The organism is Acinetobacter sp. ABJ_C4_1 (assembly GCF_044538495.1).
GTDB lineage: Bacteria > Pseudomonadota > Gammaproteobacteria > Pseudomonadales > Moraxellaceae > Acinetobacter > Acinetobacter nosocomialis_A.
In genome coordinates this window covers 73,043-98,294 of sequence record NZ_JBIUCQ010000015.1, presented here as the reverse complement: position 1 = coordinate 98,294, position 25,252 = coordinate 73,043, and the positions used below count along the sequence as shown (strand labels likewise).

Annotated in this window: 25 protein-coding genes; 12 read left to right on the top strand and 13 right to left on the bottom strand. The window is 35.3% G+C overall.

The window, feature by feature from the left end:
- Positions 1-274: 274 nt before the first annotated feature.
- Genes ACIF8R_RS15935 through ACIF8R_RS15920 form a run of 4 tightly spaced genes read left to right on the top strand, consistent with a single transcriptional unit; the run spans position 275 to position 5,943 of the window.
- Entirely contained in the window at positions 275-1,612 is a 1,338-nt protein-coding gene (locus tag ACIF8R_RS15935) for a site-specific integrase (RefSeq protein ID WP_396481854.1), read from the top strand.
- A 6-nt stretch (positions 1,613-1,618) separates the two neighbouring features.
- Positions 1,619-3,202, top strand: a complete 1,584-nt coding sequence (locus ACIF8R_RS15930; protein WP_125698754.1) for a site-specific integrase — start codon at positions 1,619-1,621, stop codon at positions 3,200-3,202.
- Positions 3,183-5,504: a hypothetical protein gene (locus tag ACIF8R_RS15925; protein WP_396481851.1), complete on the top strand. Its 2,322-nt coding sequence runs from the start codon at positions 3,183-3,185 to the stop codon at positions 5,502-5,504. Before ACIF8R_RS15930 ends, ACIF8R_RS15925 begins: the two co-directional genes overlap by 20 nt.
- A 1-nt stretch (position 5,505) precedes the next feature.
- The gene (locus ACIF8R_RS15920; protein WP_396481849.1) at positions 5,506-5,943 is read left to right on the top strand and encodes a hypothetical protein; all 438 of its coding nucleotides are present in this window, start codon (positions 5,506-5,508) and stop codon (positions 5,941-5,943) included.
- 1 nt (position 5,944) lies between these two features.
- Here ACIF8R_RS15920 and ACIF8R_RS15915 read toward each other — a convergent pair whose 3' ends face one another.
- Positions 5,945-6,178 carry a helix-turn-helix transcriptional regulator gene (locus ACIF8R_RS15915; RefSeq protein ID WP_000094890.1) on the bottom strand — a complete coding sequence of 78 codons (234 nt, stop codon included), beginning with the start codon at positions 6,176-6,178 and terminating at the stop codon, positions 5,945-5,947.
- A 68-nt stretch (positions 6,179-6,246) separates the two neighbouring features.
- Between ACIF8R_RS15915 and ACIF8R_RS15910 the strand changes: the two genes are divergently transcribed.
- Complete coding sequence (locus tag ACIF8R_RS15910) at positions 6,247-6,726, top strand: hypothetical protein (RefSeq protein WP_396481847.1); 480 nt, start codon at positions 6,247-6,249, stop codon at positions 6,724-6,726.
- 133 nt (positions 6,727-6,859) lie between these two features.
- Here the strand turns inward: ACIF8R_RS15910 and ACIF8R_RS15905 are convergent, their stop codons facing one another.
- Positions 6,860-7,018, bottom strand: a complete 159-nt coding sequence (locus ACIF8R_RS15905; RefSeq protein ID WP_174746765.1) for a hypothetical protein — start codon at positions 7,016-7,018, stop codon at positions 6,860-6,862.
- A gap of 491 nt (positions 7,019-7,509) precedes the next feature.
- Positions 7,510-7,836 carry a hypothetical protein gene (locus ACIF8R_RS15900; protein WP_396481845.1) on the bottom strand — a complete coding sequence of 109 codons (327 nt, stop codon included), beginning with the start codon at positions 7,834-7,836 and terminating at the stop codon, positions 7,510-7,512.
- Positions 7,837-8,110: 274 nt separating this feature from the next.
- Between ACIF8R_RS15900 and ACIF8R_RS15895 the strand changes: the two genes are divergently transcribed.
- Complete coding sequence (locus tag ACIF8R_RS15895; protein WP_347912824.1) at positions 8,111-8,545, top strand: helix-turn-helix domain-containing protein; 435 nt, start codon at positions 8,111-8,113, stop codon at positions 8,543-8,545.
- A gap of 69 nt (positions 8,546-8,614) precedes the next feature.
- Here ACIF8R_RS15895 and ACIF8R_RS15890 read toward each other — a convergent pair whose 3' ends face one another.
- From ACIF8R_RS15890 to ACIF8R_RS15850, 9 genes are all read right to left on the bottom strand, one after another.
- Positions 8,615-9,862 carry an NADH:flavin oxidoreductase/NADH oxidase family protein gene (locus tag ACIF8R_RS15890; protein WP_396481843.1) on the bottom strand — a complete coding sequence of 416 codons (1,248 nt, stop codon included), beginning with the start codon at positions 9,860-9,862 and terminating at the stop codon, positions 8,615-8,617.
- A 9-nt stretch (positions 9,863-9,871) separates the two neighbouring features.
- Positions 9,872-10,258 carry a helicase gene (locus tag ACIF8R_RS15885; RefSeq protein WP_396481841.1) on the bottom strand — a complete coding sequence of 129 codons (387 nt, stop codon included), beginning with the start codon at positions 10,256-10,258 and terminating at the stop codon, positions 9,872-9,874.
- A gap of 46 nt (positions 10,259-10,304) precedes the next feature.
- Positions 10,305-11,168, bottom strand: a complete 864-nt coding sequence (locus tag ACIF8R_RS15880) for an alpha/beta fold hydrolase (protein WP_396481839.1) — start codon at positions 11,166-11,168, stop codon at positions 10,305-10,307.
- Between the two features lie 24 nt (positions 11,169-11,192).
- Positions 11,193-12,206 carry an alpha/beta fold hydrolase gene (locus tag ACIF8R_RS15875; protein ID WP_396481837.1) on the bottom strand — a complete coding sequence of 338 codons (1,014 nt, stop codon included), beginning with the start codon at positions 12,204-12,206 and terminating at the stop codon, positions 11,193-11,195.
- A gap of 242 nt (positions 12,207-12,448) precedes the next feature.
- The gene (locus tag ACIF8R_RS15870) at positions 12,449-14,044 is read right to left on the bottom strand and encodes a GMC oxidoreductase (RefSeq protein ID WP_396481835.1); all 1,596 of its coding nucleotides are present in this window, start codon (positions 14,042-14,044) and stop codon (positions 12,449-12,451) included.
- A 14-nt stretch (positions 14,045-14,058) separates the two neighbouring features.
- Entirely contained in the window at positions 14,059-14,856 is a 798-nt protein-coding gene (locus ACIF8R_RS15865; protein WP_396481833.1) for an SDR family oxidoreductase, read from the bottom strand.
- 1 nt (position 14,857) lies between these two features.
- Positions 14,858-16,318, bottom strand: a complete 1,461-nt coding sequence (locus ACIF8R_RS15860; protein ID WP_396481831.1) for a class I adenylate-forming enzyme family protein — start codon at positions 16,316-16,318, stop codon at positions 14,858-14,860.
- 38 nt (positions 16,319-16,356) lie between these two features.
- On the bottom strand, positions 16,357-17,274 hold the full coding sequence (locus tag ACIF8R_RS15855; RefSeq protein WP_396481829.1) for an alpha/beta hydrolase: 918 nt from the start codon (positions 17,272-17,274) through the stop codon (positions 16,357-16,359).
- Positions 17,275-17,276: 2 nt separating this feature from the next.
- Positions 17,277-18,377: an enoyl-CoA hydratase/isomerase family protein gene (locus tag ACIF8R_RS15850; protein ID WP_396481827.1), complete on the bottom strand. Its 1,101-nt coding sequence runs from the start codon at positions 18,375-18,377 to the stop codon at positions 17,277-17,279.
- A gap of 149 nt (positions 18,378-18,526) precedes the next feature.
- Between ACIF8R_RS15850 and ACIF8R_RS15845 the strand changes: the two genes are divergently transcribed.
- Positions 18,527-19,222 carry a TetR/AcrR family transcriptional regulator gene (locus ACIF8R_RS15845; RefSeq protein ID WP_396481825.1) on the top strand — a complete coding sequence of 232 codons (696 nt, stop codon included), beginning with the start codon at positions 18,527-18,529 and terminating at the stop codon, positions 19,220-19,222.
- A gap of 55 nt (positions 19,223-19,277) precedes the next feature.
- Here ACIF8R_RS15845 and ACIF8R_RS15840 read toward each other — a convergent pair whose 3' ends face one another.
- On the bottom strand, positions 19,278-20,120 hold the full coding sequence (locus ACIF8R_RS15840) for an alpha/beta fold hydrolase (protein ID WP_396481823.1): 843 nt from the start codon (positions 20,118-20,120) through the stop codon (positions 19,278-19,280).
- Between the two features lie 174 nt (positions 20,121-20,294).
- Between ACIF8R_RS15840 and ACIF8R_RS15835 the strand changes: the two genes are divergently transcribed.
- From ACIF8R_RS15835 to ACIF8R_RS15815, 5 genes are all read left to right on the top strand, one after another.
- Complete coding sequence (locus ACIF8R_RS15835) at positions 20,295-21,098, top strand: oxidoreductase (protein ID WP_396481821.1); 804 nt, start codon at positions 20,295-20,297, stop codon at positions 21,096-21,098.
- Between the two features lie 55 nt (positions 21,099-21,153).
- Positions 21,154-22,149, top strand: a complete 996-nt coding sequence (locus ACIF8R_RS15830; protein ID WP_396481819.1) for an NADP-dependent oxidoreductase — start codon at positions 21,154-21,156, stop codon at positions 22,147-22,149.
- A 17-nt stretch (positions 22,150-22,166) separates the two neighbouring features.
- Positions 22,167-23,171 carry an aldo/keto reductase gene (locus ACIF8R_RS15825; RefSeq protein WP_396481818.1) on the top strand — a complete coding sequence of 335 codons (1,005 nt, stop codon included), beginning with the start codon at positions 22,167-22,169 and terminating at the stop codon, positions 23,169-23,171.
- Positions 23,172-23,228: 57 nt separating this feature from the next.
- Positions 23,229-23,759 carry a PaaI family thioesterase gene (locus tag ACIF8R_RS15820; protein WP_191899046.1) on the top strand — a complete coding sequence of 177 codons (531 nt, stop codon included), beginning with the start codon at positions 23,229-23,231 and terminating at the stop codon, positions 23,757-23,759.
- Positions 23,760-23,848: 89 nt separating this feature from the next.
- On the top strand, positions 23,849-24,931 hold the full coding sequence (locus ACIF8R_RS15815; RefSeq protein WP_396481816.1) for an alkene reductase: 1,083 nt from the start codon (positions 23,849-23,851) through the stop codon (positions 24,929-24,931).
- Positions 24,932-25,252 lie beyond the last annotated feature (321 nt).

Here is a 25,252-nt window from a genome sequence, read left to right as displayed (position 1 = left end):
GTTGATGGCAACGTTTATTACCGTACGGCTGGTGATGGCAAGGTGTTACAGCTAGAAGAAAAGAAAGCGCCAGAGCTAAAAGCTTAATGTTATCAAAAGCTTACTTATACGATACTTCGTATAATGTATATTATGTTAAATTCTCTACAGCATACAATAAGTTCATAAACTACCTATATCCACCATAATTCAATTACTTAATTTAAAATTAGATCTAGACTTTTTTTACTTATGTTTATATCTTAATTACTTCACAAAGTTTGCTATAAGCTCTATGTTCTTCACAAAAACAATTCATCTTTCTAAAGAAAATTCGAAAAAAAATAAAATTGCCTTATTGTTTGATGAGGCAACTTCCTCCCCATGTCTTTATCCTTTGTTGTTCTCTTTAGCTGCTCTTAGTGAAAAAAGTTTGGCAACTCAACAGTCAGATATGCTTGCACTTAAATATTGGTATGAATTCTGGTATCAAAAATACTCTACTACTTTCTGTGAGTCATTCTTATCAACAAAATATGATCCCAAGATTTACATTAAAGAAATAGATAATTTTATGTTTTTTTTGGAAAATGAGAAAAAATTAGAAAATAATTTAGTACGACTACGGCTAAATTCAAATGTTGATTATAGAACCATTACGAAACGTATGAGGTCCTTACTGAAGTATTTTAAATATTTATTGGATGTATACTGGGATATCCGATATCAAGAAATCCCAAAAAAAGACTTAGAATCTCAGCGTAAAAGAATTGATATTTATTTAAATTCTAAGAAGAGAATTTTTAATAAATTTTCAGCTCGCAGTACCACAGTAAAAAATGAAATCAAACATGATTTCAAAAGTTTAAATAATGATATGTATAAATGTCTTTATGAAATAATTAAGCCTAACAATAAAGATTATAAAAATATAAATAATCCATTTACTGATAAAAACACCCAGCTTCGAAATTTCTTAATCGTTCACTTGATGATTAATTATGGTTTAAGAGTTGGTGAGCTGATGCTTTTAACAACTCAATCCTTTAAAAAATCCATAAATTCCAATATATACAACATTATAGTTACAAATACGGATGATGAGTACGACCATCGATCCAGAAAACCAAATATCAAAAATGAACAATCTTATAGAGTTATCCAATTAAGAGATCAAGATTTCAAGTTAATAAACATGTATATAGATGAAATTAGGGAGGATACTGGTACGGAAATTCTATTTACCTCTCTCAAGCCTCCCTACTCTGCTTTAAGCTATTCGGCTATAAACTTGATTTTTTCAAAAATTGATATTAAGTTTAAGGAATTACATCCTAAATATTTTGATCCTAAATTATTTGGAACAATAGAAAAAATCACGCCTCATGTTTGTCGTCATACATGGGCTTATATTTCACTTTCTTATGCTATAAAAAAATATCAAAGTGAAGCAAATTTGAAAAGGTTTTCTAAAATCTCGGATGCTATGACAATCGCTCAAGAAGATTTAAGGGTTTTAGGTGGTTGGAGTGTGAATAGTGTAATGCCCAGTCACTATGCTAAACGCTTTATTGTTGATAATGCTAACTTAATAAATTTAGAGCGTATATCTGCACAAAATTTGGAATTTTGAATATAAATGTCACAAATAGATCTTTTCTTAGATATTCCGTCCCAAGAGACTAATATTTTATCCAATAATCAAAAACAGGCGTTAAAACAAATAAAGCTGCCTAAAGTAGTTAAATTCCTATTAGCTGACAAGTTTGATGATAAATTTTTAGTAGTAAGTGATCAGGTCTGGACTATTTACTATTCTGGTAAAACAGAAAGGTTGAAATTTTCAACCTTTGAGGAGGATATCACTACTTTATTGAAGTTTTTTCTCATATCTTTTATTCAAAAAAATACACCTTCTGGCTTAGCTAATAAGTTTTATTCATTTGTCTTTTTAATCAAGTTCTTACAAGAAAGAAAATATTTATTTAACTATGAAAGTCTGAAAGCTTTCTTAATAGAAATAGCTGATCAAACAGAATATGAAGGTTGCTACTCACATATAAAGTTTTTACTCCGTTTATTGATAATTGAAAATTTTCCTGGTTTTGAGATAGAAGATGATTTTGAACTTGGAATAATTCCAAGACCTAAGGCATTCAATTCTCACTTCTTTTATCAAGAATATGAAGATGTTATTGATTATCCTACTACCACAATGATTCAACAAGGATTTGCAAAACTTAATGCACAGTTGAAAAATCATTCGGAACAGATAGACAATAAAACCTTATTAAATGCTTCAATTTTGGGACTAATATATGCATCTGGATTAAGACCAGTCCAATTGGCAAAGTTAGCAGCTGAAGATATTAGGCTAGATACCACCAGAGAAATAGATCAATTTAATCGTTACAGCATTCTTATCCCATACGCTAAGCAAGGACGTTTTAGGCATGAAAAGATTGCTGTAAAACTTCCTGAAGAAATTGCAGAGGTTATTTTAACTTACATAAAACGATTTCAATTAACTACAGAAAGTAAGTTATTTGAAATGGGAGAAAATTCTGCGCGTTTCTGTTCAAATGCAATAAATACTCAGCTATTCGATTTCGCCTCACCAGATTACCAACAAGCAGTTCTTGCTGGCGAAATGATTCAAGAAAAATATTCATTTTCAGACTTTAGGCATCATGTTGGTTATAGTTTGGCTATGGCTGGTTCCTCTGCTGAGGAAATAGCATATATTTTAGGTCATTCCTCTGTTGTAACAGCTAGATACTATATTTTTTCTACCCCAGAACTTGCACAGATTAGAGCACAAGCATTAGGTAGGAATTCCTTATATCAACAAATGATAGCAATGATGCTTACTGGGCGTTTAACTCATAAAAAAGATTGGTCACAGAAAAAAATTGTAGGAAATATTGGAGACAAGATACATCACAGTATTGGGGGTTGTTCTTATCAAGATAAATGTCTCTTTCAACCTGTGAGGAATTGTTACGGGTGTATATATTTTCATCCATTCATTGATGGTGAACATATTCAAGTCTTAAATAGTGTCCAAAATGAAATCAAAGAATTAATTAAACTATCTGATGGTATAGGCGTTTCTAGAAATCCATTAATCAGAATTCACGAGTCAACAAAGTTTGAAATTGAATCTGTAATTGCACGTTGTAAAATGTATAAGGAGAGTTCTTGTGAAGATCAAAGAATATAATGCATTTATCAACGAGCAAAAAGATTACTTTATACAAAATTTACAAGCTAACTTTAATGGGAGTTGGGAAGATCCAGTTTGGTATGGAGGTACTATCGGATCTGGATGGTTGCTTTCGAGAAGTGGTAGAACGCACTTTACTTTTAGCACGATAAAAAAGTTAAAAGGCCTGAATAACATTCCAATTAATAGCACTTTCCAAGAGTTTATTAAGGCATTAATAATTCTTAGCTATAGGAAATCAAATTCTAGAGCATCACCCCAAAAACTAAATGCAGAGTTCTTAATTTTAAAACGTTGGTATAGTGCTCTTTATGCAGAAGATTTGAGTAATTTACATCCATGCTTGTTGTCTACTTCAATTTTAAATAAGTCTTTTGAAATTCTAGAAGAAAACTCTAGTAAAATAAATCTACCTGATCATGCCGGCACTTATAAACGATTACAAGAACTAATAAATTACTATGGATTTACAGAACAATCTTTAGAGTTTTCTAAAAGTTTTAAGTATATAAATCGACAAAATAGAACACCTAATTCCCGCAAAACAAAAGAGTTGATTGAGAGTGTTGAGCTTGACGAAGATGATCTTGATAAAGAAAAACTAATTTCAATTCGTACATTTATCAATATAGTATCGTTAATAAGTTTATGTGAGAGTGTTGGAGAAAAGATTGTTTTAAACCTATTACTATTATTAATAGTAACTGGTTTACGCTCTACTGAAGCAATTCTTCTGCAAACTGACTGCATTATAAAAAAGCCTATACTTGATCCAGTTACTAAAGAGCATCTTTCTCTTGATGGTATAAAGCAATATACGCTTGGTATAAAATATTACGGAGCGAAAGGCGCTGGCCATAGAATACATTGGGTTGAACCATTAGCAGCCAATTTAGTGGAAACAATAGTTAACGCAGTCTTAGAGTTGACTAAAGAATGTAGACAGCATGTTTCCTATTTAAGATCAAAGCAGTGTAGAGATTTTTTACCAAAAACTATTGATGATATTCCAACTGAATATATTGAGGTAGATAACTTAATTGATTATTGTATTAGTATTAGAGACACAAATAGAGGTCAATCTGGTAGACGAGATTTATTAAATAAAACTTTAAAAGGCTATAAAATTTTTAAAGAAGAATGGAAAGACTACCGTAAGAAAAAATATTATCTTAAGAATGAAATCAATAAATATTTAATTGATCGTGCAAAATTTAATATAGACTCCCCTATTAATCATATATTTAGTTATGAAGGCGAGACAGTAAATATTCCATATGAAAATTTATTATTTCTACATGAGTATGGTTCTACTACGCTATCACGATCACTAATTAACAAAGCTATTATTCTTCCATTAAGTAACCGTATTATAAATAGTTTTTTTGGAGCTAATGAAAATATCTCAGTGTTCCAAAAATATCATTTATTAGAAAATGAAGATGAACATTCTAAGTTGACGAGCCATATACCGAGACATAATATTAATACTTTTCTTGCTCTAAGTGGTATTTCTGAACATTTACAAGCAGTGTTAATGGGACGTGTTGATATTAAACAAAATCAATATTACCAGCATTTAGCTTTAAAAGACCGTAGGGTGGCTTCTAGTATTCTTGATAAATATGAATTAGCTTCTTCACATTCATGGGAATCTAGTCCAGCAATTACTCCAGTTGAATCTGTAAAGCATGATGGACTAATGCATTTTTCTCAAGACTTAGATCTAGAGAATAATCTTAAAATGAATTTGCAAAGCTTTGATTCGAAAAAAGAAGTAGCTAATTATATTAAACAGAATCCAATGTCTGAATATTTTGATGATATTTTTCAATCATTTAATGAGCTAATAGAAGATGGAACACATGAAAAAGATAAACTTATAGAGCGACATGCTTATTTACATCCCTTACCATTTGGCGGATGTATGAGAGAGATCGCTGTCCACAACTGCCCTAAACGGCTTTCTTGTCAATCTGGAAGTCAGTGTGGAAATTTTGCTTTAACGGGCCGCAAGGGTGAGCTGGAAGCATTACATACAAAACATCAAAGTTTATTGAATCAATATAATGAACTAAAACTAAGCTTAGCATCTGATGAATCCTATAGTGATATGTTGAATGAATTGGCCCAAAACTTAGGATTTTTAAAAGAATTGGAAGAAAAAGCTTTATTAAGACAAAAAGACCTTATTCCTATACAAATTTTTCCCTATAGCGGAAACAACATTAAACTACCTACTACCTTAAGTGAGCTATTTGCGATTGAGCAAAAAAAATTAGAGACAGAGGAAAATTGACATGTTACGTGGTAATAAACTAGATGAATTAATCGAGCAAGAATTGCAGCTAATGCTACTTGAGGGTTTTGAAAAGTCACCAATTTCTCATAAATTATTACATGATAGACTGAAACAAAAGAACTTTATATCAGGGGGGTTAAGTACTTTAAGTACATTCAAAAGAAAGACTTTAATTAATTGGTATATTTCTGAGCAAATTGCGCCTTTAAAATTAAAAAATAAAGAAAAACAATTATACATAAATAAAAAAACTAGAGAGGCTTTAACTAAAAGTAATAAAAATCTTCGTAAACAAGTTGAATTTTCAGAAGCTCAACTACATCAAAATACTGAAATACTTATAAGAATTATCAATGAAGTTAAGAATGAAACAAATTTACAAATTGACCATTTTCTAGCTCCTCATTTATTAAGGAAGAAAATTTTTTGGGAATAGTCTAAGTTAGGTCTATGATTTTAATAAATTCAACAATATCAACATTTATAGCTTTTAACCAATCATGTAGCTCTATGAGATCAATTCTACGATCACGGTTTTCAACTTTAGCAACATAAGACTGATGTTTTTTTAAAGAAAACGCTAACTCTACCTGAGTAATTTTCTTCTCCTCTCGGATAGAAATAAGGTATTTAATTAAATTGATGTATCTAGGGTCATGGATAGAGCTCATAGATACAAATGTTGTACTACAGCCAAAATTATCCCAAAATGGGATAATTGGTTTTAAGGCTAATTGTTATGGATAGAAAACAAGTACTTGAGATAGTTTTTTTAAGCTTTATAAAGGAGAATAGGTTTATAGATCAAGACTTTAAATCTATTTGGAATGCTTTTGTAGAAAAAAGGAAACGTTCAGATAACGAAATTAATTTTAGTCTCGCTTATTTTTATTTTAGAAATACTCTTGAAGATGAATACTTTTTTGTTGATCGATCTAAAGTTCCTTTTAGATATACATCTATTTTCCAATTTAAAGAACCTTCTACATCCTGCAATCTTAATGAGATCTATAGAAAGATCTACAAAGCAATAGAAACACTCACAGATGATTTTAAAAGAAATAAAGTTGAACTTTCTGTACTGAATACATACTTAGAGGATTTTCCATTAATCTATGACAAATTGGATCACTTAATTTTTAAGAGGCAACAATTGGAAGTCGAAATTCAATCAAAGATTAATGTTCTCAATGATTTATTAAAGGAATTAACCACTTAAAATATCAAAAATTTAAATTCTACTTGAGTGAAGGACTTTAAAGCTCAAAACTTGGCATGATCTATCTAGATGGGTTTCTTTATTTTCAATGCTACAGTCTTTAAGACGTTTAACCATCAATAAGGCTTCCCTGCTATTCATTAGATCTATTTTTAGATGCTGGGCTAATATCTGTTTCAATCACAGTTGTTCTTCTAGCTGCATTGTTATTAAGCATATCTTTTATACCTTGTAAAATTTCAGCTCCAATATCTCTATCTGCTTCAAATTTCTCTAGCTCATCATCAGTCATTTTAGTACACCTTCACAATTATCATTGTTATAACTTTCACAACCTACACGCTTTTCTTTAAGATTTCATGATGAACAGCGCTGACAAACACTATATAGCATAAGATTTATGTTGTTAAAAAATCATAAAAATGTATCTATGTCAAATTTTAAATACTATAAGCTGTTTTAACTTTTTTCTCTAATAGGAAAATATATATTCATAAATATTTTTATTTGATAATTAACCTGAGCGAAATATATCAATAAACCTTTATTTTTAAAGGTTTATTGATAATTAATAAAGTATTTATTTCACTTCAAGTACCAAATTACAACGAGACTTATGAACACCAAACTTTTAAGTCAGCTTTTGTTGTTTTCTTTATATACGATTCAGTACATGCCAACAACTTTAATATTTCTTCCGTAACGACTGATTGTCTTAAGCCTGGTTGTACAATTGTTACCTCTAATCTAATTGGCATTGTATTTGCCATATTTCTATATTTTCTAAGGCTGAGCTTGTCCACATACTTCATACATATCGGCCAATCTCCGGCCAGCTTGAGATGAACTTGAATATTTACAATGATATAAACTTAGAACTATTTCGTTATTCTCTTGTTTCAAGGCAACCAGATCAGCAATTTCTCCGCTGCCATCATCATTAATTATTATTTCAAATTGATCCTGAATCATACTAAATGTTTGATATTGAATAGTATCTCTATTTGATTCTTTAGTAATATCTACAGTCCAATTGATTTTATTCAAACCATCTACATCAAAAGTATTGTCTATCAAATTTATTTGGATCAAATAACAGTTATAACTCATCGAACCATCAACATAATGGATTCAACAAGATCTTTCACCATTTTTTCTTGAAATGGAATAGTTGAACTATGAGTCTTAATAGATATTAAACTTCCTTCAACATGTTCATACATGTAGCCTGAGGCAAATTCATCTGAAATATTTAAGCGATATACACTAAAGAGATCTTCTGTATAGACTTTTATATATAGTTTGTTAATTATTGAATCTCGCTTTATTGATCATTTTATGTTAGTATTTTTTTAGTAGTTACTATTAAGTTTATTAATTCGATATGAGTAAAAATAGCAATCTTGAAGTCTGCCCAATCGCTAGAACACTTTCAGTTTTAGGTGATGCGTGGAGCATGTTGATATTACGAGATGCTCATGCGGGTTTCACTCGTTTTGATCAGTTCCGTAAAAGCTTAGGTATTGCACCAACCATGCTAACAAAGCGATTATCTGTTTTAGTAGAGGAAGGCTTACTCGAAAAAAGACAATATTCTGAACATCCACCACGTGAAGAGTATGTGTTAACTCAAGCAGGTAAAGATTTTTTACCAGCTTTATTTGTTATTGGTGCATGGGGCCGGAAATATAAACCCTTTGAACAACCTGAAAAGATGGTAACTTTCATTGATGCAGAACAAGGCACTGAAATTAAGCCTATTGTGATTGACCAAATGACTGGCGCTGAAATTGGTACCCGTCCGATTAGTCAAAAATAGTAAATAATTTAAATGTATAAAAGCACTCAATTCGAGTGCTTTTTATTGGTCTAAGGTAAAATAAATCGGTTATTTTGCTCGTGCGCGTTGAGTGGCATACGTTCCCCAACCACTGCGTAAAACTGATTTAATAAATGACCATAAGCCACTTTCTTTAGGTTTCGGTTCTTTACCTTTTCCAATGCGTTTTAGTTGTTGGGTGTACCAAAGTACTTCCATAATACCTAGGCTATCGATCTTCTTAATACCTGTTTTAATAGGATGCACCGACTGAAGACCATTTTTACCTGCCAGCAAATATTCAGGTACATCAGGTTCAATGGCCATAATTCTTGCAATTCCAATAACATCACATGCTTGAGACTGCAAAGCTTGATTCATGCCTTCTACGGTTCGAAAACCACCTGTAACCATTAACGGTGTTTTTACGAGTTTTCTTACTTTTTCTGCGAAATCAATAAAGAAAGCTTCGCGTGCAATTGTCGATGCTTTTTGTGGTGCTTTGGCTACACCAGATTCGTAAGTACCACCTGATATTTCAATTAGGTCAATGCCTGCATCTGCTAATGCCTGAATTGTTTCTAATGAGTCTTGCTCGGTAAAACCACCTTTTTGAAAGTCTGCCGAGTTAAGCTTAATCGCAATCGGAAACTCTTTACCGACTTGTTTACGAATTTCTGCATAAACTTCCATTAAAAAACGACGACGTTTTTCAGGTGTCCCGCCCCATTCATCATTTCTTAAATTATGTAAAGGCGACAAGAACTGATTAATCAGATAACCATGTGCAGCATGAATCTCGACTCCACTAAATCCAGCCTTTTTACAAATTGCTGCGCTACGACCAAAACGCTGAATAATTTCTAAAATTTCTTCGTGTGTTGCTTCATCAGGTGTTGCAAATAAAGACTGCATTTCTGCACCAAATGGCACTGCCGATGCAGAAATATTCCGTATATTTAATCCTTTCGGTGATTGTTTTCCCGGATGATTTAACTGTGCCCACAATTGAGAACCTTGTTCAGTCACAGATTTTGCCCATTTCTGTAAAATTGCAAAATCACGTTCATCCTCAACCACTACATTACCAGCCTCACCTAAGGCTTTGCGGTCAATCATAATGTTGCCAGTTATGATCATTCCAATCCCTGAGGCAGCCCAACGTTTATATAGTCGAACATGCTTTTCACTTGGGTTATTTGAATAACTAGCTAAGGTTTCACTGGTTGCAGCCTTTGCTAAACGGTTTGGAACGATAACACCATTCGGAAAAGTTAAAGGCTGATTCAAAAGATTCGTTTTTAATTGCAGAGTCATGGCCTTATCTCACACGGTTGAAGAAGGTTGTGAATGAGGTTGAATAAAGTCCACTAAACTTTGAAACCACATCACATCTACAAAATTTCCGGTAATGACAAGGTCTTGTGTTTTAAGTGCAGTTAAAAAAGTGTTTACACTGTCTTTCGCTGACAATACTGCAAATCCTTTGCTACCCGTTTTAAACGTAAAGGTAAAACTTGGTGACTTGGTTAGTCCTGAGTAAGAGTTAATCTTGCCATTCTTGACTTCAAAATAGCGCCCTTCACCACTTGCCGTCTGAATTTGAAAAGTGACATTTTTATCGTTCACATAAGCCGCACATTTCGGATTCTTTTTTACCGCACGCTGCATGAGCTTGGTAAGCATCCACAGCAACAATTTAAATTTCATCATTTTTGCCTTCTTGATTCATCAAATTGACTAACTTGAACTCATGCATTTATTCATCTAAAAACTGGATTGCATGCTTTACAAAGCGTTCAGGATATTGAAATTGAGCGCCATGTCCTGCATCTGGATAGATAAATAGCTGAGCATTTGGAATGTTAAGTGCCATGTGATAAGCATTGATGGTGGGAATCATCACATCATCTACACCATTTAAAATGAAAGTAGGTTGTTTAATCTCACGTAAATGTGCAAATGGGTCTTGTTCATCAAGTTTAGGTAAAAAATGCATATTGGCTTCTATCTGTGCCTGCATGACTTCAACTGAGCTTGGGGTATCTTGATCTTTGCGTTCATGTCGACGTTGCCAAAAGTCACGTCCCGCTTGAATAGCAGCTTCAGATCGGCCAAAAAATAAAAAGAGAAAGTCTTCTTCAGATGGCACAGCAGTTGTTGCATGTTTCAATACCAATGCAGCCACTTCTGGGTCATCACCGCGTGGCTTACCCCCTCTTGGACCTGTACCTAAAAGCATAAGTTTTCTGACGAGTTCAGGATGACGACGTACTAAATCTTGTGCCTGAAACCCGCCAAGTGAAAAACCTAATAAATCAACTTGTTTTAGGCTCAATGCACGAATTGCTGCTGCTGCGTCATCTGCCATATCTTCAATACGAGTACGAGGCTGACCTGTAGATGAAGCTATACCTCGACCATTAAACAAAATGACTTCACGCCCTTCTGCTAAACCATTGGTAATGATTGGGTCCCAATTGTCTAAACCACCTCGAAAATGTTGAAGAAAAAATAGCGGTGGTTGCCCTGTGTTTGAGTTACCCCATCGACGATAGGCAAAATTTGCTCCATCTACTTCAACGAATTGGGTCTCGGCTGTTTGGTGTGTAATTGTTGTCATCTTAATTGTCCTAAATTTGAGTTCTTATTTCGCTAAGAATGTAAGTGACTGTTTTACAAAATCATCATGAAACTGAAAAATTCCACCATGTCCAGCATCTGGATAGATAACGAGAGCGCTATTTGGCAAACGTTTTGACAAATCATAGGTATTCACGGTTGGGACCATTCTGTCATGATCGCCATTAGCAACTAACACAGGTTGTTGAATCACAGAAAGGTCGGAAGGTTTCTTACTTCCCCATTTTTTGAGTGCTTTAAGCTGAGCACGGTAGGCAGAAATGGTGATTTCTTTATCGCGATTTTCGGTACGTTCATTAATACGTTGAATAAACTGTTTAGCGGCAGATTTACCATTTTCTGTACGTGTGAAGAAAAGATAAACTTTAGGGTCTTGGCCAGTCACCATTCCACGGACTAAATCCCAATTAGAAATTCGCCCTACGGTACTAATGCCCGTACCTCCCGCAGGACCAGTTCCCGACAAAATCATTTTTCGAACTAAATTTGGCTGCTTCAAAACAATCTCTTGTGAAATCATACCGCCCATCGAGAAGCCAAATAAATCAACTTGCTTAAAGCCTTTTGCTTGAATGAAAGCAATCGCATCGTCTGCCATTTGCTCAATTGACTGAGCTGGTTTACCTGTAGAAGCACCAACACCACGATTATCAAACACCACAACATGATGTTTAGCTGCAATTCCATCAATAATTCGTGGGTCCCAATTATCTAGAACAGCCGCCAAGTGATTTAAGAAAATGACAGGCGTTCCACCGTTTTGTTGACCATATTCTCGGTAAGCGAAGTTAACGTCACCCGCACGAATAAATTGAGTTGGTACATTCTTCCAATTTGTATCTAATTGATAGCTCTGACTTACTTTTTGATTAACAACAATATTTGTTGACACTTTCTTTGTCTGCTCCGCAGAGCCACCAAAAGAGATAGACTCCACCATTTCAGCCTGAGTTAAAGGTGGAATAAAGATAGATACCACCGTTAAACCCATAGCAATTGTATTTAATAAAAATTTCATTTGTTTTGATCCTCAGATTTCATTCAACTGTTTTGATGAGCAAGCTGATGAAATTAAAGGAGCATGCTCATAGTTAGTACCGATTTAATACTAACTATACCCCTGCAATATCCTTTTGTCACTACTTTTTTAGTAGTTACTTTTTTTATTAAAGACCAGAGCAAAAAAAAGATTGATTCATGTAAAAACACAAACCAATCCTTAAGTTTTCTTAATAAAAGTTAAAATAAAATCCTCAGATGTTATTTTACTTTAGACATCGCATATTCAGCCAAAGCTGTAATTGTTAAAGCTGGATTTACCCCTGGATTCGCAGGCATTGCAGACCCATCACAAACCATTAGATTTTTATACCCAAATATTTGTAAATTTTTATCAATAACGCCACTCTCTGCACTATCACCAATAACCACTCCACCTAATACATGTGCTGTGGTAGGAATATCTGCTACTGCTTCTAATATATTGCTTTGCGCAACACCACCTGTATAATCTGCAACCCATTGAGCTGCCTGATTAGCAACATCAATGTAGGTAGGATTAGGCTTGTCATTATTTTGCTTTGTGATCAATTTATAGCCTGATCCAAACCAGCGCTTTTTAGGTAAAAATTGGATTGAGTTATCTAAAGATTGCATCACCAACAATGTAATCATATGCTGACTCCACCCAATAGGTGACACTGTTTTCAGCCACTGGAGAGGATGCCTCAAAATTTTCCACAGCCATTTGAGTGGGCGTGTTAATCGGTTTCCGTTACCCACTAAAACTGTATACATCAAACTCATAAAGTCAGCATGTCGTCCATATGTTAAAAACTCAATATGCGTGTTTTGATCAATATGTACACTACTGCTTGCCGTCACATCATTCCATGTCTTCAAATCCTTAGGCAATCTTACATTCAATACTGACTCGCTATTTGTTCGTACCAAATATCCTAATTGACTGCTTATATTTGGAAGTGATCCATTTAGTTTACAATTAGCTAATAACTCATTTGTTCCTAAAGCACCTCCAGCAAAAACAACGCCTTTGGCAGTAAAAGTAATTTTTTTAGCAAACAATTGTCCTGTTTTCTGAACTGTTATTTGATAGCCATCATTTCCATCGTTAGAGTTCAAAGGCTTAACATCGATAACCTGAGATTCAGAATAAATTTGAACACCCTTTTTTTCTGCGAACCATAGATAATTTTTATTTAATGAATTTACAGCTCCAATTCGACAACCAACCATACATGCGCCACATCGAATACATCCAGTGCGATCTGGACCATCTCCACCAAAATATGGATCTTTAACCTTTTTGCCCGGCTCACCGAAAAAAACACCTGTAGGAGACCGCTTGAATCCATCACTACAGTCAAAATGAGCTGCCATTTCTCTAGCAATTTTTTGATTTGTAGAATCAAATTCAACAGTTTGTACACCTAACATATATTCAGCTTTATCATAAAAGGGCGTTAAAACTTGTTGCCAATCATTAAGATTATTCCACTGAGGGTTTTTGAAGAACTCTGGTCTGGCACGATATAATACGCCACCATAAACCGTACTTCCGCCACCAACGGCTGATTGACTTGGAAAAAAGACGTGCCGAAAAATTTTCATCCGCATGATGCCTTTCCATCCAATTGAAGGCATCCATAAGAACTTGTTAAGTTGCCATGTAGATTTTGGCAGTTCCTCATCTTTATAGCGTTTACCACGCTCTACTATAGCAACTCGATAACCTTTTTCTACTAATCGTAAAGCAGATACACTACCGCCAAAACCAGATCCAATAACAAGCCAGTCGTAATCTAATAATTGACTGTCAGAAGATGTATTTCGCATAATAATTCCTCATTCTAGCTTGTTATCTTTTGGACAACCCATTTTGTAAGTACATTTGGTGAAATTGAGGTCGCAAGATGAAGAAGCTTCGTTTGAAAGCCTACTTCCCAATGAGTTTTTGACAAAAATGAATTTGAAGTCGCACATTTCCAAACAACTTTTGCAACATCATTTGCAGTTAAATGAACACCCAATGATTTTGTACTTTGAATATTTTTAAACTTATTGAACATTTGAGTTTTAACAAAACTTGGCCAGATATCCTTTACACGAATACCATGCTTACGCCATTCAATATCTAATCCCTCAGTTAGTCCACGTACTGCAAATTTAGAAGCAGAATAAGTCACGAGTTCAGGTTGACCATAAATGGCCGTAGCTGATGACATGTTAATAACTTGAGAATGAGGAGTAAGTTTTAAATAATCAAAAGCTGCGTGACATCCATTCACAACACCGTGAATATTAACCGTTAACATAGAGTGGTGATTGCTCAAATCAACTGTCCGAAAGTCTCCAGCAAATAAAATTCCAGCGTTATTCAGTAAAATATCTAAGCGTTGATGGCTTTTCTCCCAGAACTCTGCAAGCGCAGAGTCCCAACTAATTGGACTAGTAACATCAAGCCACCCAGTAATCAGATTCTCACTTCTGATTGAACTTGCTGCTTTATCTACTTCATCTTTATTAATGTCATACAGCCCAACATACCATCCATGTAGTGCAAATAATTCAGCACACGCAAATCCAATACCAGAAGCTGCACCTGTAATAAAAATTGCAGGTCGACTTCCTCCTTGTAATTTTGACATTTTATGCTCCTTGAAGTTGATATAACTCACGAAGCTTAGGTTTATCAATTTTACCAACGGCATTTTTTGGAAGTGTCGAAAGAATAATTACTTTTTCAGGTTGCTTGTAACGAGTTAAATGTTGCTTACAATACTGATTAATTAGATCAATTGAGCATTCACTATCAGGCTTAAATGATACAAATGCTAAGACCACTTCTCCCCATTTTTCATCTGCTGCTCCAATAACAGCAGCCTCAAGAACTTCTGGTAGCTCAAGCAACGTATCTTCAATTTCTTTTGGATAAATATTTTCGCCTCCACGAATGATCATTTCTTTTAATCGACCAACGATTGAAAGATATCCCTCATCATCAATTCGTCCTATATCGCCTGTGTGTAGCCAATTATTTACAATTGTTTTAGCCGTTTCTTCTGGTTTATTTAGATAACCTCGCATGACATTTTCACCTTGAATCAGCACTTCGCCTATTTCACCCACAGGTAAATGTCTGCCATTAAAATCAGCTATTGCTATTTTTTGACCTGGTAAAGGTATGCCTACAGTTCCAGCTTTTCTCACACCATTCACTGGATTTAATGTTGAGCCACAAGTACCTTCAGAGAGACCATAGGCTTCAATTATTGGAAAACCATATCGTTTTTCAAAATTAATAAGTAAATCAGCTGAAGCTGGTGCTGCTCCACAAACGCCATAACGTAAACTAGATACATCTGGCACAATCTCTTTAGGCAAGGCATATAACATTGCATAAATGGTAGGTACAGCTGAAAAATATGTTGGACGCAATTGCTCTATATCAGTAAAGAAATTTTCTAAATCAAATCTTTGACGGATGGTTACACGCCCACCAGAAGCAAGAGGAACTAGAATACTTACTACAATTCCATTGACGTGGAATAAAGGTAAAATTAAAAGGCAGTGATCTTTTTCAGATATTTGTAATCCCTCACGCCCCATTTCAGTCATAGCCATAATATTTGAATGGTCTAACATGACGCCTTTGGGCAAACCCGTTGTACCACTTGTATATATTAGTAAAGCGAGAGCATTAGAGTTAACAACAGGAGCTTGTTTAAACTCAGTTCCTTGATTAAGCGTAGCTACAGGTATTGAAATAATTTCATCAATTATTTTTTCACCTGTTAGATTGATGAGTAATTTTGCTTTTGAATCCTGTAACTGATGACTTGTCTCTTTGTGTTTAAGCATAGGGTTAATAGGAGTTATAACCGCACCTAAATACCAAGCTGCAAACATCGCCACAACAAATTCAACTTGATTTGGTAGCATAAGAGCGACCACATCACCTTCACGAATACCTTGGCGATCCATTGTTCCAGCTGCTCGAAGAATCGCTTTATGAAACTCATCATTCGTTAAAGAAATATTTGAGTCCGAAATGCAATGAGCATTTGGGGCTTCCTCTGCCCTTAATTTTGAAAGCATAGTAAATTGCATAGTAGTTCCTTTACAAATTTTGATAAATTCAGAGCAAATTAGTTGAAATTTTGCTTAAGGAATTGAGTTTGATCTTTGACCAATTGCTCAAATGCCTGACCTGTATAAAAATCAAAATGCCCAGCCTCATAACGCTTAATAACACCACGTGGAGCATCTTTAACCAGTTTTAAAGTCTGACCTGCTGGCGTAACCGTATCGGTATCACTAACACAAAATAGTATTGGGCTTTGAATTCTAGAGGCAGCTAAACCTGGTCTATATCTCAAAATTTCAGGGATGATACGAGCTGTTAAGTAATTTACAAATTCAACGCCTTCAGGCATTAATGCTAAATACCCCTGCAAAGCATCATGAGCATTCATAAGCGCTGGTTGTCCCGGTGGAGCAGCAATAGGAACCATCACTGGTTTTAATCCAAATAATTTTGCAAACAAGTCTTTGGCTACTACTGGAACAACTTTCAATGTATCTCTTAAGCCTAATGCCGATGCAGAAGCCAAACCATCAGTGAAAGGACATTGTGCAATTGCAGCTTTAAGTTCTGGATGTCTGCTAGCAATAGTAATTGCATGACCTCCACCAAATGAACTTCCCCAAATTGCTACTTTTTCACCATCAAGCTTAGGATGATTTTTTACAAATTTTAAAGCTGCTTCCCAATCATCTAATTGGCGATTTACTGACATGAGTTGACGAGGTTCGCCACCACTATCACCAAGATATCTATAAGTAAATGCTAAAGCGGCAATACCTGCTTGAGCAAAGCGCTCGGCAAAAGCATCTAATCTCATTTCTCGAATTGCACCGATACCATGTCCAAGAACAACGACCGGTGGATTAGTGACACCTTTAGGTAAAAATAACCATGCTGAACAATATGTTTCACCAGACTCAAAGCGTATATCTTCTTTAGCAACTTGATACGTAGAACTATTTAATTGATTCTTATCCATTTTTATTTACTCTCTGTATTTAGTGGAAGGGAGCCTTTCTTTAAAGTTTCGTTAAATACTTCAGGATCATAAAAAGGCAGTTTTTTACTTTGATCCGTTTGCTCTAGATAACCTTTCATAAGTGTTTGAGCTGTCTCTGTGGGAGCAATGTGAATAAATTCAGTTCGCTCTCTATGCAGACCCTCTTCTAAGGTTTCTGAACTACCAAAGTATGCTGCTCGTTTAATTGCAGCTCGTGCTGTTTTAGGACGTTTACTCAAATAAATAGCTCGTTCTAAAGCTCTATTCATCAGATCTTCTTTAGGTACAACCTCATCTACATATCCAATTTCCAAAGCTACTTGAGGAGATACTGGCTTTCCTTCAAGCATCATCATTAGTGCACGATGAGTTCCTACCAATCTTGTTAATCGTTGAGTCCCTCCACCACCCGGATTAATTCCTAATAGAACTTCTGGTTGCCCGATTACATAATTACCATCAGCCATAATTCGGATATCAGAAGCTTGTGCAAACTCGCTACCCAAGCCCATAGCAGATCCATTTAAAGCAGCAATAAAAATCACACCACTTCTATTCATACGTAAAAAAGTTTCATGCAATTTATCTAATTGCATGCCACCATCTAGAGGTGTAAATTCAGCTAGCTGCTCTAATACGGGAACCCCTCGAACACTTTTGGAAGTACGTGCAACCATCGATGATGCTTTAAGACCAAGCTTTGGAATGGTAGCTCCGCCTTCTTGTAGCCAACGTACATCTGCATGAGCAATAAAATAATCTGGGTGGTCGCCAGTAAAAATTACAGCGTCAACTGATTTATGTTTCTTTTCTAAATCATCTAATAAATTAGAGAGCTCTTCAGCCATATCCAGTCCCATTAACTGATATGGACCACCATTTAAATGAGCAATTAGTACATTGCCATGGCTTTCCACCCTAATATGCTTTGTCTGTGTTTCTGCATTAATCATTTCAGAACCCTTCTTCATTTGACTAACATTAGTCTTACTTTTACTTGTATTTAACGTCTGAGAGTAACTAGTACAGGCCGCTAAACTTACTGTTAATGCTGATAAAACAGCGCTTTTGAATATCTTCATGATGCAATCCTCTTAACCACATTTAGTGTGGTCTAATCTCCATTTCTCTCAGGAAAAACATCTTTGTTACTGTTCAGCCCTTATTAAATAAACTTGAAATTAGTGTGCTTTGGGCATTAACAATAACATTGTTATGAGCTAATATAACAATGTTATTTTTATTGCGCAATAACTTTGTTATGGAAAAAAAAGATCCTCGTACACGTTTATTAGAAGCAGCAATGCGAATAATCGAGAACCAAGGTCCTTCTCAAATTAAAGCGAGAACTGTTGCTTTAGAAGCAGGTCAGTCCACTATGGGCGTATATACTCACTTTGGCGGGGTACCTGAGCTGCTGCAAGCCATAGCAGATGAGGGATTCACTCAACAAGCTAAGCTATTTCGGAGTATAGAAAATACAAATGAGCCAATGACAAACATGTGTTTGATGGCTTTAGAATGTCGAAATTTTGCTATGTCCAATCCCCATCTTTATGATTTGATGTTTGGCCTGTCTATTCAGGGGAGATATACACCTTTTCGCAGAAGTGAATCTTTGACTAATGAAAGTACAGAAGCATTTAAAAACTCTTATTCATACTTACGTCAAGAATGTGTCAATCTAATAGAAACAAAATATATTCGAGACATTGATCCAGATGTCATGGCTGCACAATTATGGAGTGCATTACATGGATTTATCATGTTAGAACTTGGGCAACATTTCACGAATTGTTCTAACCCAACAACTGAAATTCTAATTCCGATGTGCATAAATCTTATAGTTGGATTAGGTGCCAAGCCACAAATTGCAGAGAATGCTGCCTCTAAAGCTCTAAATATTTGGAATCTAAAAACTAAATAAAAGTAACTTATATAGACAGATCACAATAATGTGATCTGTCTATATAAAATTTGAGTTAGCTTAAAAACTGGATTGCCTTTTTCACAAAGTCAGAATGATATTGAAAAATACTTCCATGACCCGCGTCTGGATAAATAATTAAAGATGAATTAGGAAGTCTTCGTGCCAGCTCATATGAACTTTCCGTAGAAATCATTCGATCATCCTCACCATTCACAACCAATACAGGATGAATAATCTTTGATAAATCCATAGGTTTTTGCGTTGTCCAACGATAAATGGCTTGGGATTGAGCAAGCGCTGTTCTTATGCTCGAAGACTTAACACGATCTACTTTACGTTCTCTTATTCGATTTAAAAACTCACCAGCGGCTTTTTTTCCAATTTTGGTATGCGTAAAAAATAAATAGTATTTAGGATGTCTTAAGGTTAAACCACCTCGTAAAAAATCACTTGTCATGGTCAATACTTTATCGTTGCCATTTCTTCCCGCTACCCCAGTACCAGCGAGAATAACTCTACGAACCAATTCAGGTTTCTTCTCAACAATCACTTGAGAGATAAAGCCTCCTAAAGAGAACCCTAGTAGATCAACCTTTTTTAAACCAAGTGACTCGATAAATAAAAGCGCATCATTAGCCATGTCTTGAACGGTTGTTGGAGTCTTTCCTCCTGAACCACCAACCCCTCTATTATCAAAAGTAATTACCCATTTCTCCTTTGCAAGTCCATCGATCATTTTGGGATCCCAATCATCTATAACGGCCGTAAAATGATGTAAAAGAATTATTGGTATTCCTTCTTTTTTCCCAAATTCACGATAAGTAAATATTGTTCCATTTACATTAACTTGCAATGTTGGCGAATTATTTGCACAACTTCTATTTTTTATTTGCAATTTCTTTCTCCATTAATTCCAAAATTAGGTTGAGAATCGTTTCAGCCAATAAACAGTACTTACAAATTCTATAAAAGTCACTATCTTTTTAGTAGTAACTATTTTAATTTTAGATTATGATGAAAATATCAAGGTGAGACTGAATAGCGAACACCTTCAAATTGGAAAAATGGTATGGCTAGTAAAGTAGTTCTAATTACAGGTGCATCTTCTGGTATTGGGTTAGCAACAGCAAACCTTTTACACGAGTCTGGATTTATTGTTTATGGCACAAGCCGAAGAGCAAAAGATTCATCAAATCATAAATTTCACCTCATTGAGTTAGATGTAAATCAAGATGATTCGGTTGCCCAAGCTGTCCAAACAGTAATTGAAAATGAAGGCCGAATAGATGTCTTAGTTAATAATGCTGGGTTTGCAATAGCACCTGCTGGTGCCGAAGAAAGCTCAATGCAACAAGCACAAGCTATTTTTGATACCAACTTTTTTGGAGCAGTTCGAATGACTCGCGCAGTTATTCCACACATGCGTCAAAAAAAATCAGGACTTATTTTAAATATCAGTTCAATTCTTGGACTTGTGCCCATGCCTTTCGGTGCACTATATGCTGCATCAAAACATGCGCTTGAAGGTTATTCTGAATCCTTAGATCACGAGTTAAGATCTCAAGGCATACGTGTGTCACTTATTGAACCTGCTTATACGAATACTTCTTTGGGAGTAAACTTACTCGAAGCAGACAATAAAATTTCTTTTTACGATCAAACTCGTGAAAAGCTACATAAACAAATGATTAATTCAATTAATAAGTCAGATGACCCAAGTGTAGTTGCCAATACAATTTTAGCTGTGATTCAAAGCCAACAGGTCGTACCACGCTACACAGCAGGAAAAACTGCAAAAAACTTAAAAGCTTTAAGACGATTTGCACCTGCAAAGATATTTGACAAATTAACGCATCGTAGCTTGAAAGTTTAGAACACATTCAAGCCTATAAAACTTTAAAAATAATTTCGAGAAATAGAGGTTTCAAATGAAAGCAGCCTACATTAGTCGCTATGGCACTATTAATGATGTACAAATAGGTGAACAACCCAAACCATCAATTAAAGAAAATACTGTACTCGTTAAGATTCATGCAACGAGTATCAACCCACTGGATTTAAGAGTAGTTGAAGGTGAATTTAAAGCAATTCTTCCACTTAAATTTCCCTTTATTTTAGGTAATGACTTTGCAGGTACAGTCGTTCAAATAGGTGAAAATGTTACTAGTTTTAAAGTAGGAGATGAAGTTTATGCGAGAACTGATCTTAGTGGAGCTTTTGCTGAATACACTCTTGTCGAAGAATCCTCTCTTTCTCTAAAACCTAAAAATTTGTCTATGGGATCTTCAGCATCCCTACCCCTTGTATCTTTAACTGCATGGCAAGCACTAGTTGAAATTGCCAAAATTCAACCAGGACAAAAAGTACTTATTCATGCAGGTTCAGGCGGTGTCGGAACAATAGCGATTCAACTTGCAAAGCATTTAGGAGCTACGGTCGCAACAACAACAAGTGGTAAAAATTTTCGTTGGGTTAGAGAACTTGGCGCAGATATTGTTATTGACTATAAAACAACTGATTTTGAAAATGAAATAAAAAATTTCGACCTTGTTTTAGATACTCAAGGCGGAAAGATTTTAGAAAAATCATTAAATGTTCTTAAACGTGGTGGTCGTGTAATTAGTATTTCAGGTCCGCCAGATCATGCTTTTGCTGAAGCAATTAATGCAAATTGGTTCTTAAAATTTATTATTCCACTTTTAAGCTGGTCAATTCGTAATAAAGCGAAAAAACGCGGAGTTACATATTCATTTTTATTTATGAAGCCAAATGGTCATCAGCTCTCTCAAATATCTGAACTAGTTGAAGCAGGAAAAATTAAACCAGTTGTAGATACTGAATATGCTTTCTCACAAATTAATGAAGCACTTCAATACGTAAATACTGGACGCACTAAAGGTAAAGTCGTTGTAAACATTGCATGATAGTAGAGAACTTTAAAATGAAAAATCTAGTATTTGGAAAAACAGGATTAAATGTTTCTCAGATTGCATTGGGAACAGGAAATTTTGGTACTGGCTGGGGTTATGGCGCCTCTATTGAAGAATCAAAATCAATATTAGATCAATATTTGAATGCTGGTGGAAACTTTATTGATACTGCTGATGTTTACCAATTTGGTCAATCTGAACAGATTTTGGGAGACTTGCTACAAGGCATTCGTAATGAAGTTGTTTTAGCAACAAAATTTTCTAGTGGGGCCTCACCTGATGCAAACCAATTTCACAAAGGAAATAGTCGCAAAGCAATGTTCTATTCAGTTGAACAAAGTTTACGTAGATTAAAAACCGATTACATTGATATTTATTGGGTACACCACCCTGACAATATGACCCCAAGTGAAGAAATTCTAAGAGGTCTGGAAGATTTATCTCGTGCTGGCAAAATACTTTATGCAGGGCTATCTAACTTTCCAGCTTGGAGAGTATCCCGTGCAGTAACACTAGCTGAACTCAAAAATACAGTACCAATTGCAGCTGTTCAGTTTCAACATAGCTTAGTTTATAGAGAACCCGAAACAGATTTAATTCCTGCATCTAAAGCCTTAGAACTAGGGATGGTAACTTGGTCACCTTTAGGCGGAGGAATGCTTACAGGGAAATATCGCAAAGGAGAAACTGGTCGTGCTGAAGGCTTTGGTGGAAAAGTCTTTCAATCAGAAAATACAGCTCAACGCACGAATATTTTAGATACCGTACTTAAAATTTCAAATGAAATAGGTATTTCCGCTGATCAAGTTGCGATTGCTTGGGCAAGTACACATGGTACCGTACCAATAATTGGACCTAAGTCATTAACTCAACTTCAAAGTAATTTAAATGCAGTCAATGTGCTGTTATCAAATCAACATATCGCTCAATTGGATGCTGTAAGTAACATTCCTTCACTTGCAGAGAGAATCCCCATATATCAAGGTGAACTAATTACGCCGTTAACGCCTGCATGATTTACCCCTCAATATTTAATCAATAACCCAAATATAATTTTATAAGGATTTTTAAAGATGAGTATTGAAGAGATTATTTCAAAGTGGGAAGAGGATGAACGTAGAATCCGTACTCATTTATCACATCCTGATGCCATTTCTCCATCAGAGTTAGCAAACCGTTCGGGTATGGAGATTTTTAATGCCATTTTTTCAGGAGAACTCCCACAGCCACCAATTGGCGAAACACTGGACTATATCCCTATTCATATGGAATCAGGTATTGCCATTTTTCAGGGACGACCTCAAAGAAAACATTACAATCCTTTAGGGACTGTGCACGGTGGTTGGTTCTGTACATTACTGGACTCTGCGGTTGCCTGTGCCATTCATACCCAATTGCCTGCTGGTAAAGCATATACAACCTTAGAAATCAAAGTAAATATGGTGCGTGCATTGAATGATACAACACCTCTAGTTCGTGCTGAAGGTAAAGTTATTCATGTCGGAAGACAGACAGCGACAGCAGAGGGGCGCATTGTAGGACCCGATGGAAAGTTATATGCACATGCATCGACAACCTGCCTCATTTTTGATGCGAAACGGTAACACGAAAATACATCTAATTCATAACCTAATGGTTTCGAATCTGGACATCAACAGTTTCTTAAATTTATTACATAGCATAGAGGTAAGACATGACAGTTAAATCACTTTTTGAACCTTATACACTGGGTTCATTAACACTTTCAAATCGTATTGTGATGGCGCCATTAACACGTAATCGTGCTGGAATTGGACTAGTGCCCAGTGAGTTTGCTACAACTTATTACGCACAACGTGCTACGTCTGGGCTGATTATTACAGAAGCAACTCAAGTTTCAGCACAAGCACAAGGTTATCAGGACACACCTGGAATTTATACACCTGAACAAATCGAAGCATGGCGTAAAGTTACTGATGCCGTACATGCAAAAGGCGGCAAAATTTTTGTTCAATTATGGCATGTAGGACGTATATCACATGTAGATTTACAACCTAACGGTGCTGCACCAGTTGCTCCATCTGCAATTCGCGCTGAAGTAAAAACTTTCGTAAATAACAGTTTCGCTGATGTTTCCGAACCAAGAGCTCTGGAACTTGAAGAAATTCCTCAAATTATTGAGGATTTCCGTCAATCCGCAGCAAATGCAATCAAGGCAGGTTTTGATGGTGTCGAAATTCATGGAGCCAATGGATACTTACTTGAACAATTTATAAAAGATGGTGCAAACCAGCGTACTGATATGTATGGTGGTTCAATCGAAAATCGGGCACGTTTATTACTTGAAGTTACTGAAGCAATCGTTAAAGAGATTGGGGCAGATCGTACCGGTGTACGTATCTCACCAGTATCCCCAGCCAATGGCATTAGTATTAGCAATCCTCAACCTCAATATGATTATATTGTGGATCAATTGGATCAGTTAGGAATTGTATATCTGCATGTTGTTGAAGGTGCAACTGGTGGTCCTCGTGATAATGCCGAATTTAATTATCAGTCAATTCGTGATCGATTTAAACACACCTATTTAGCAAACAATGGCTATGATGCTAAATTAGCAACTGAACATTTAAATGCTAATCAAGCTGATCTTTTTGCCTTTGGTAAAGCATTTATCAGTAATCCTGATCTCGTTGAGCGTCTAAAACAAGAACATCCTCTTACCTCATTAAACCCTGCGACTTTATATGGTGGCGGAGCTGAAGGTTATATCGATTATCCCAACTATCAGGATTAAAAGTCGTTAGTTAAATAAAGGCCGATTTATTTGATAGGCCTTTATTTTAAATAATTATTTTATAATGAGTATTTATGCACATGTAACAGTACCTACTCAATTTATAGAGGCAAACGGGATTGGTTACGCCTACCGTCAATTCGGTCAGCAAGAGAGTATTCCCCTCGCTTTAGAAATCCTTTAAGTCATCGGAAAACTTATCTCAACAGATCAATTAAAAAGTCCTAGGGATATGCAAACATGAGCCAAAATATCTCAATTGCAAAATTCACCTCACCCTCTAATCCTAAAAGGTATACTTTTTGACTTATGTTGCTAGCA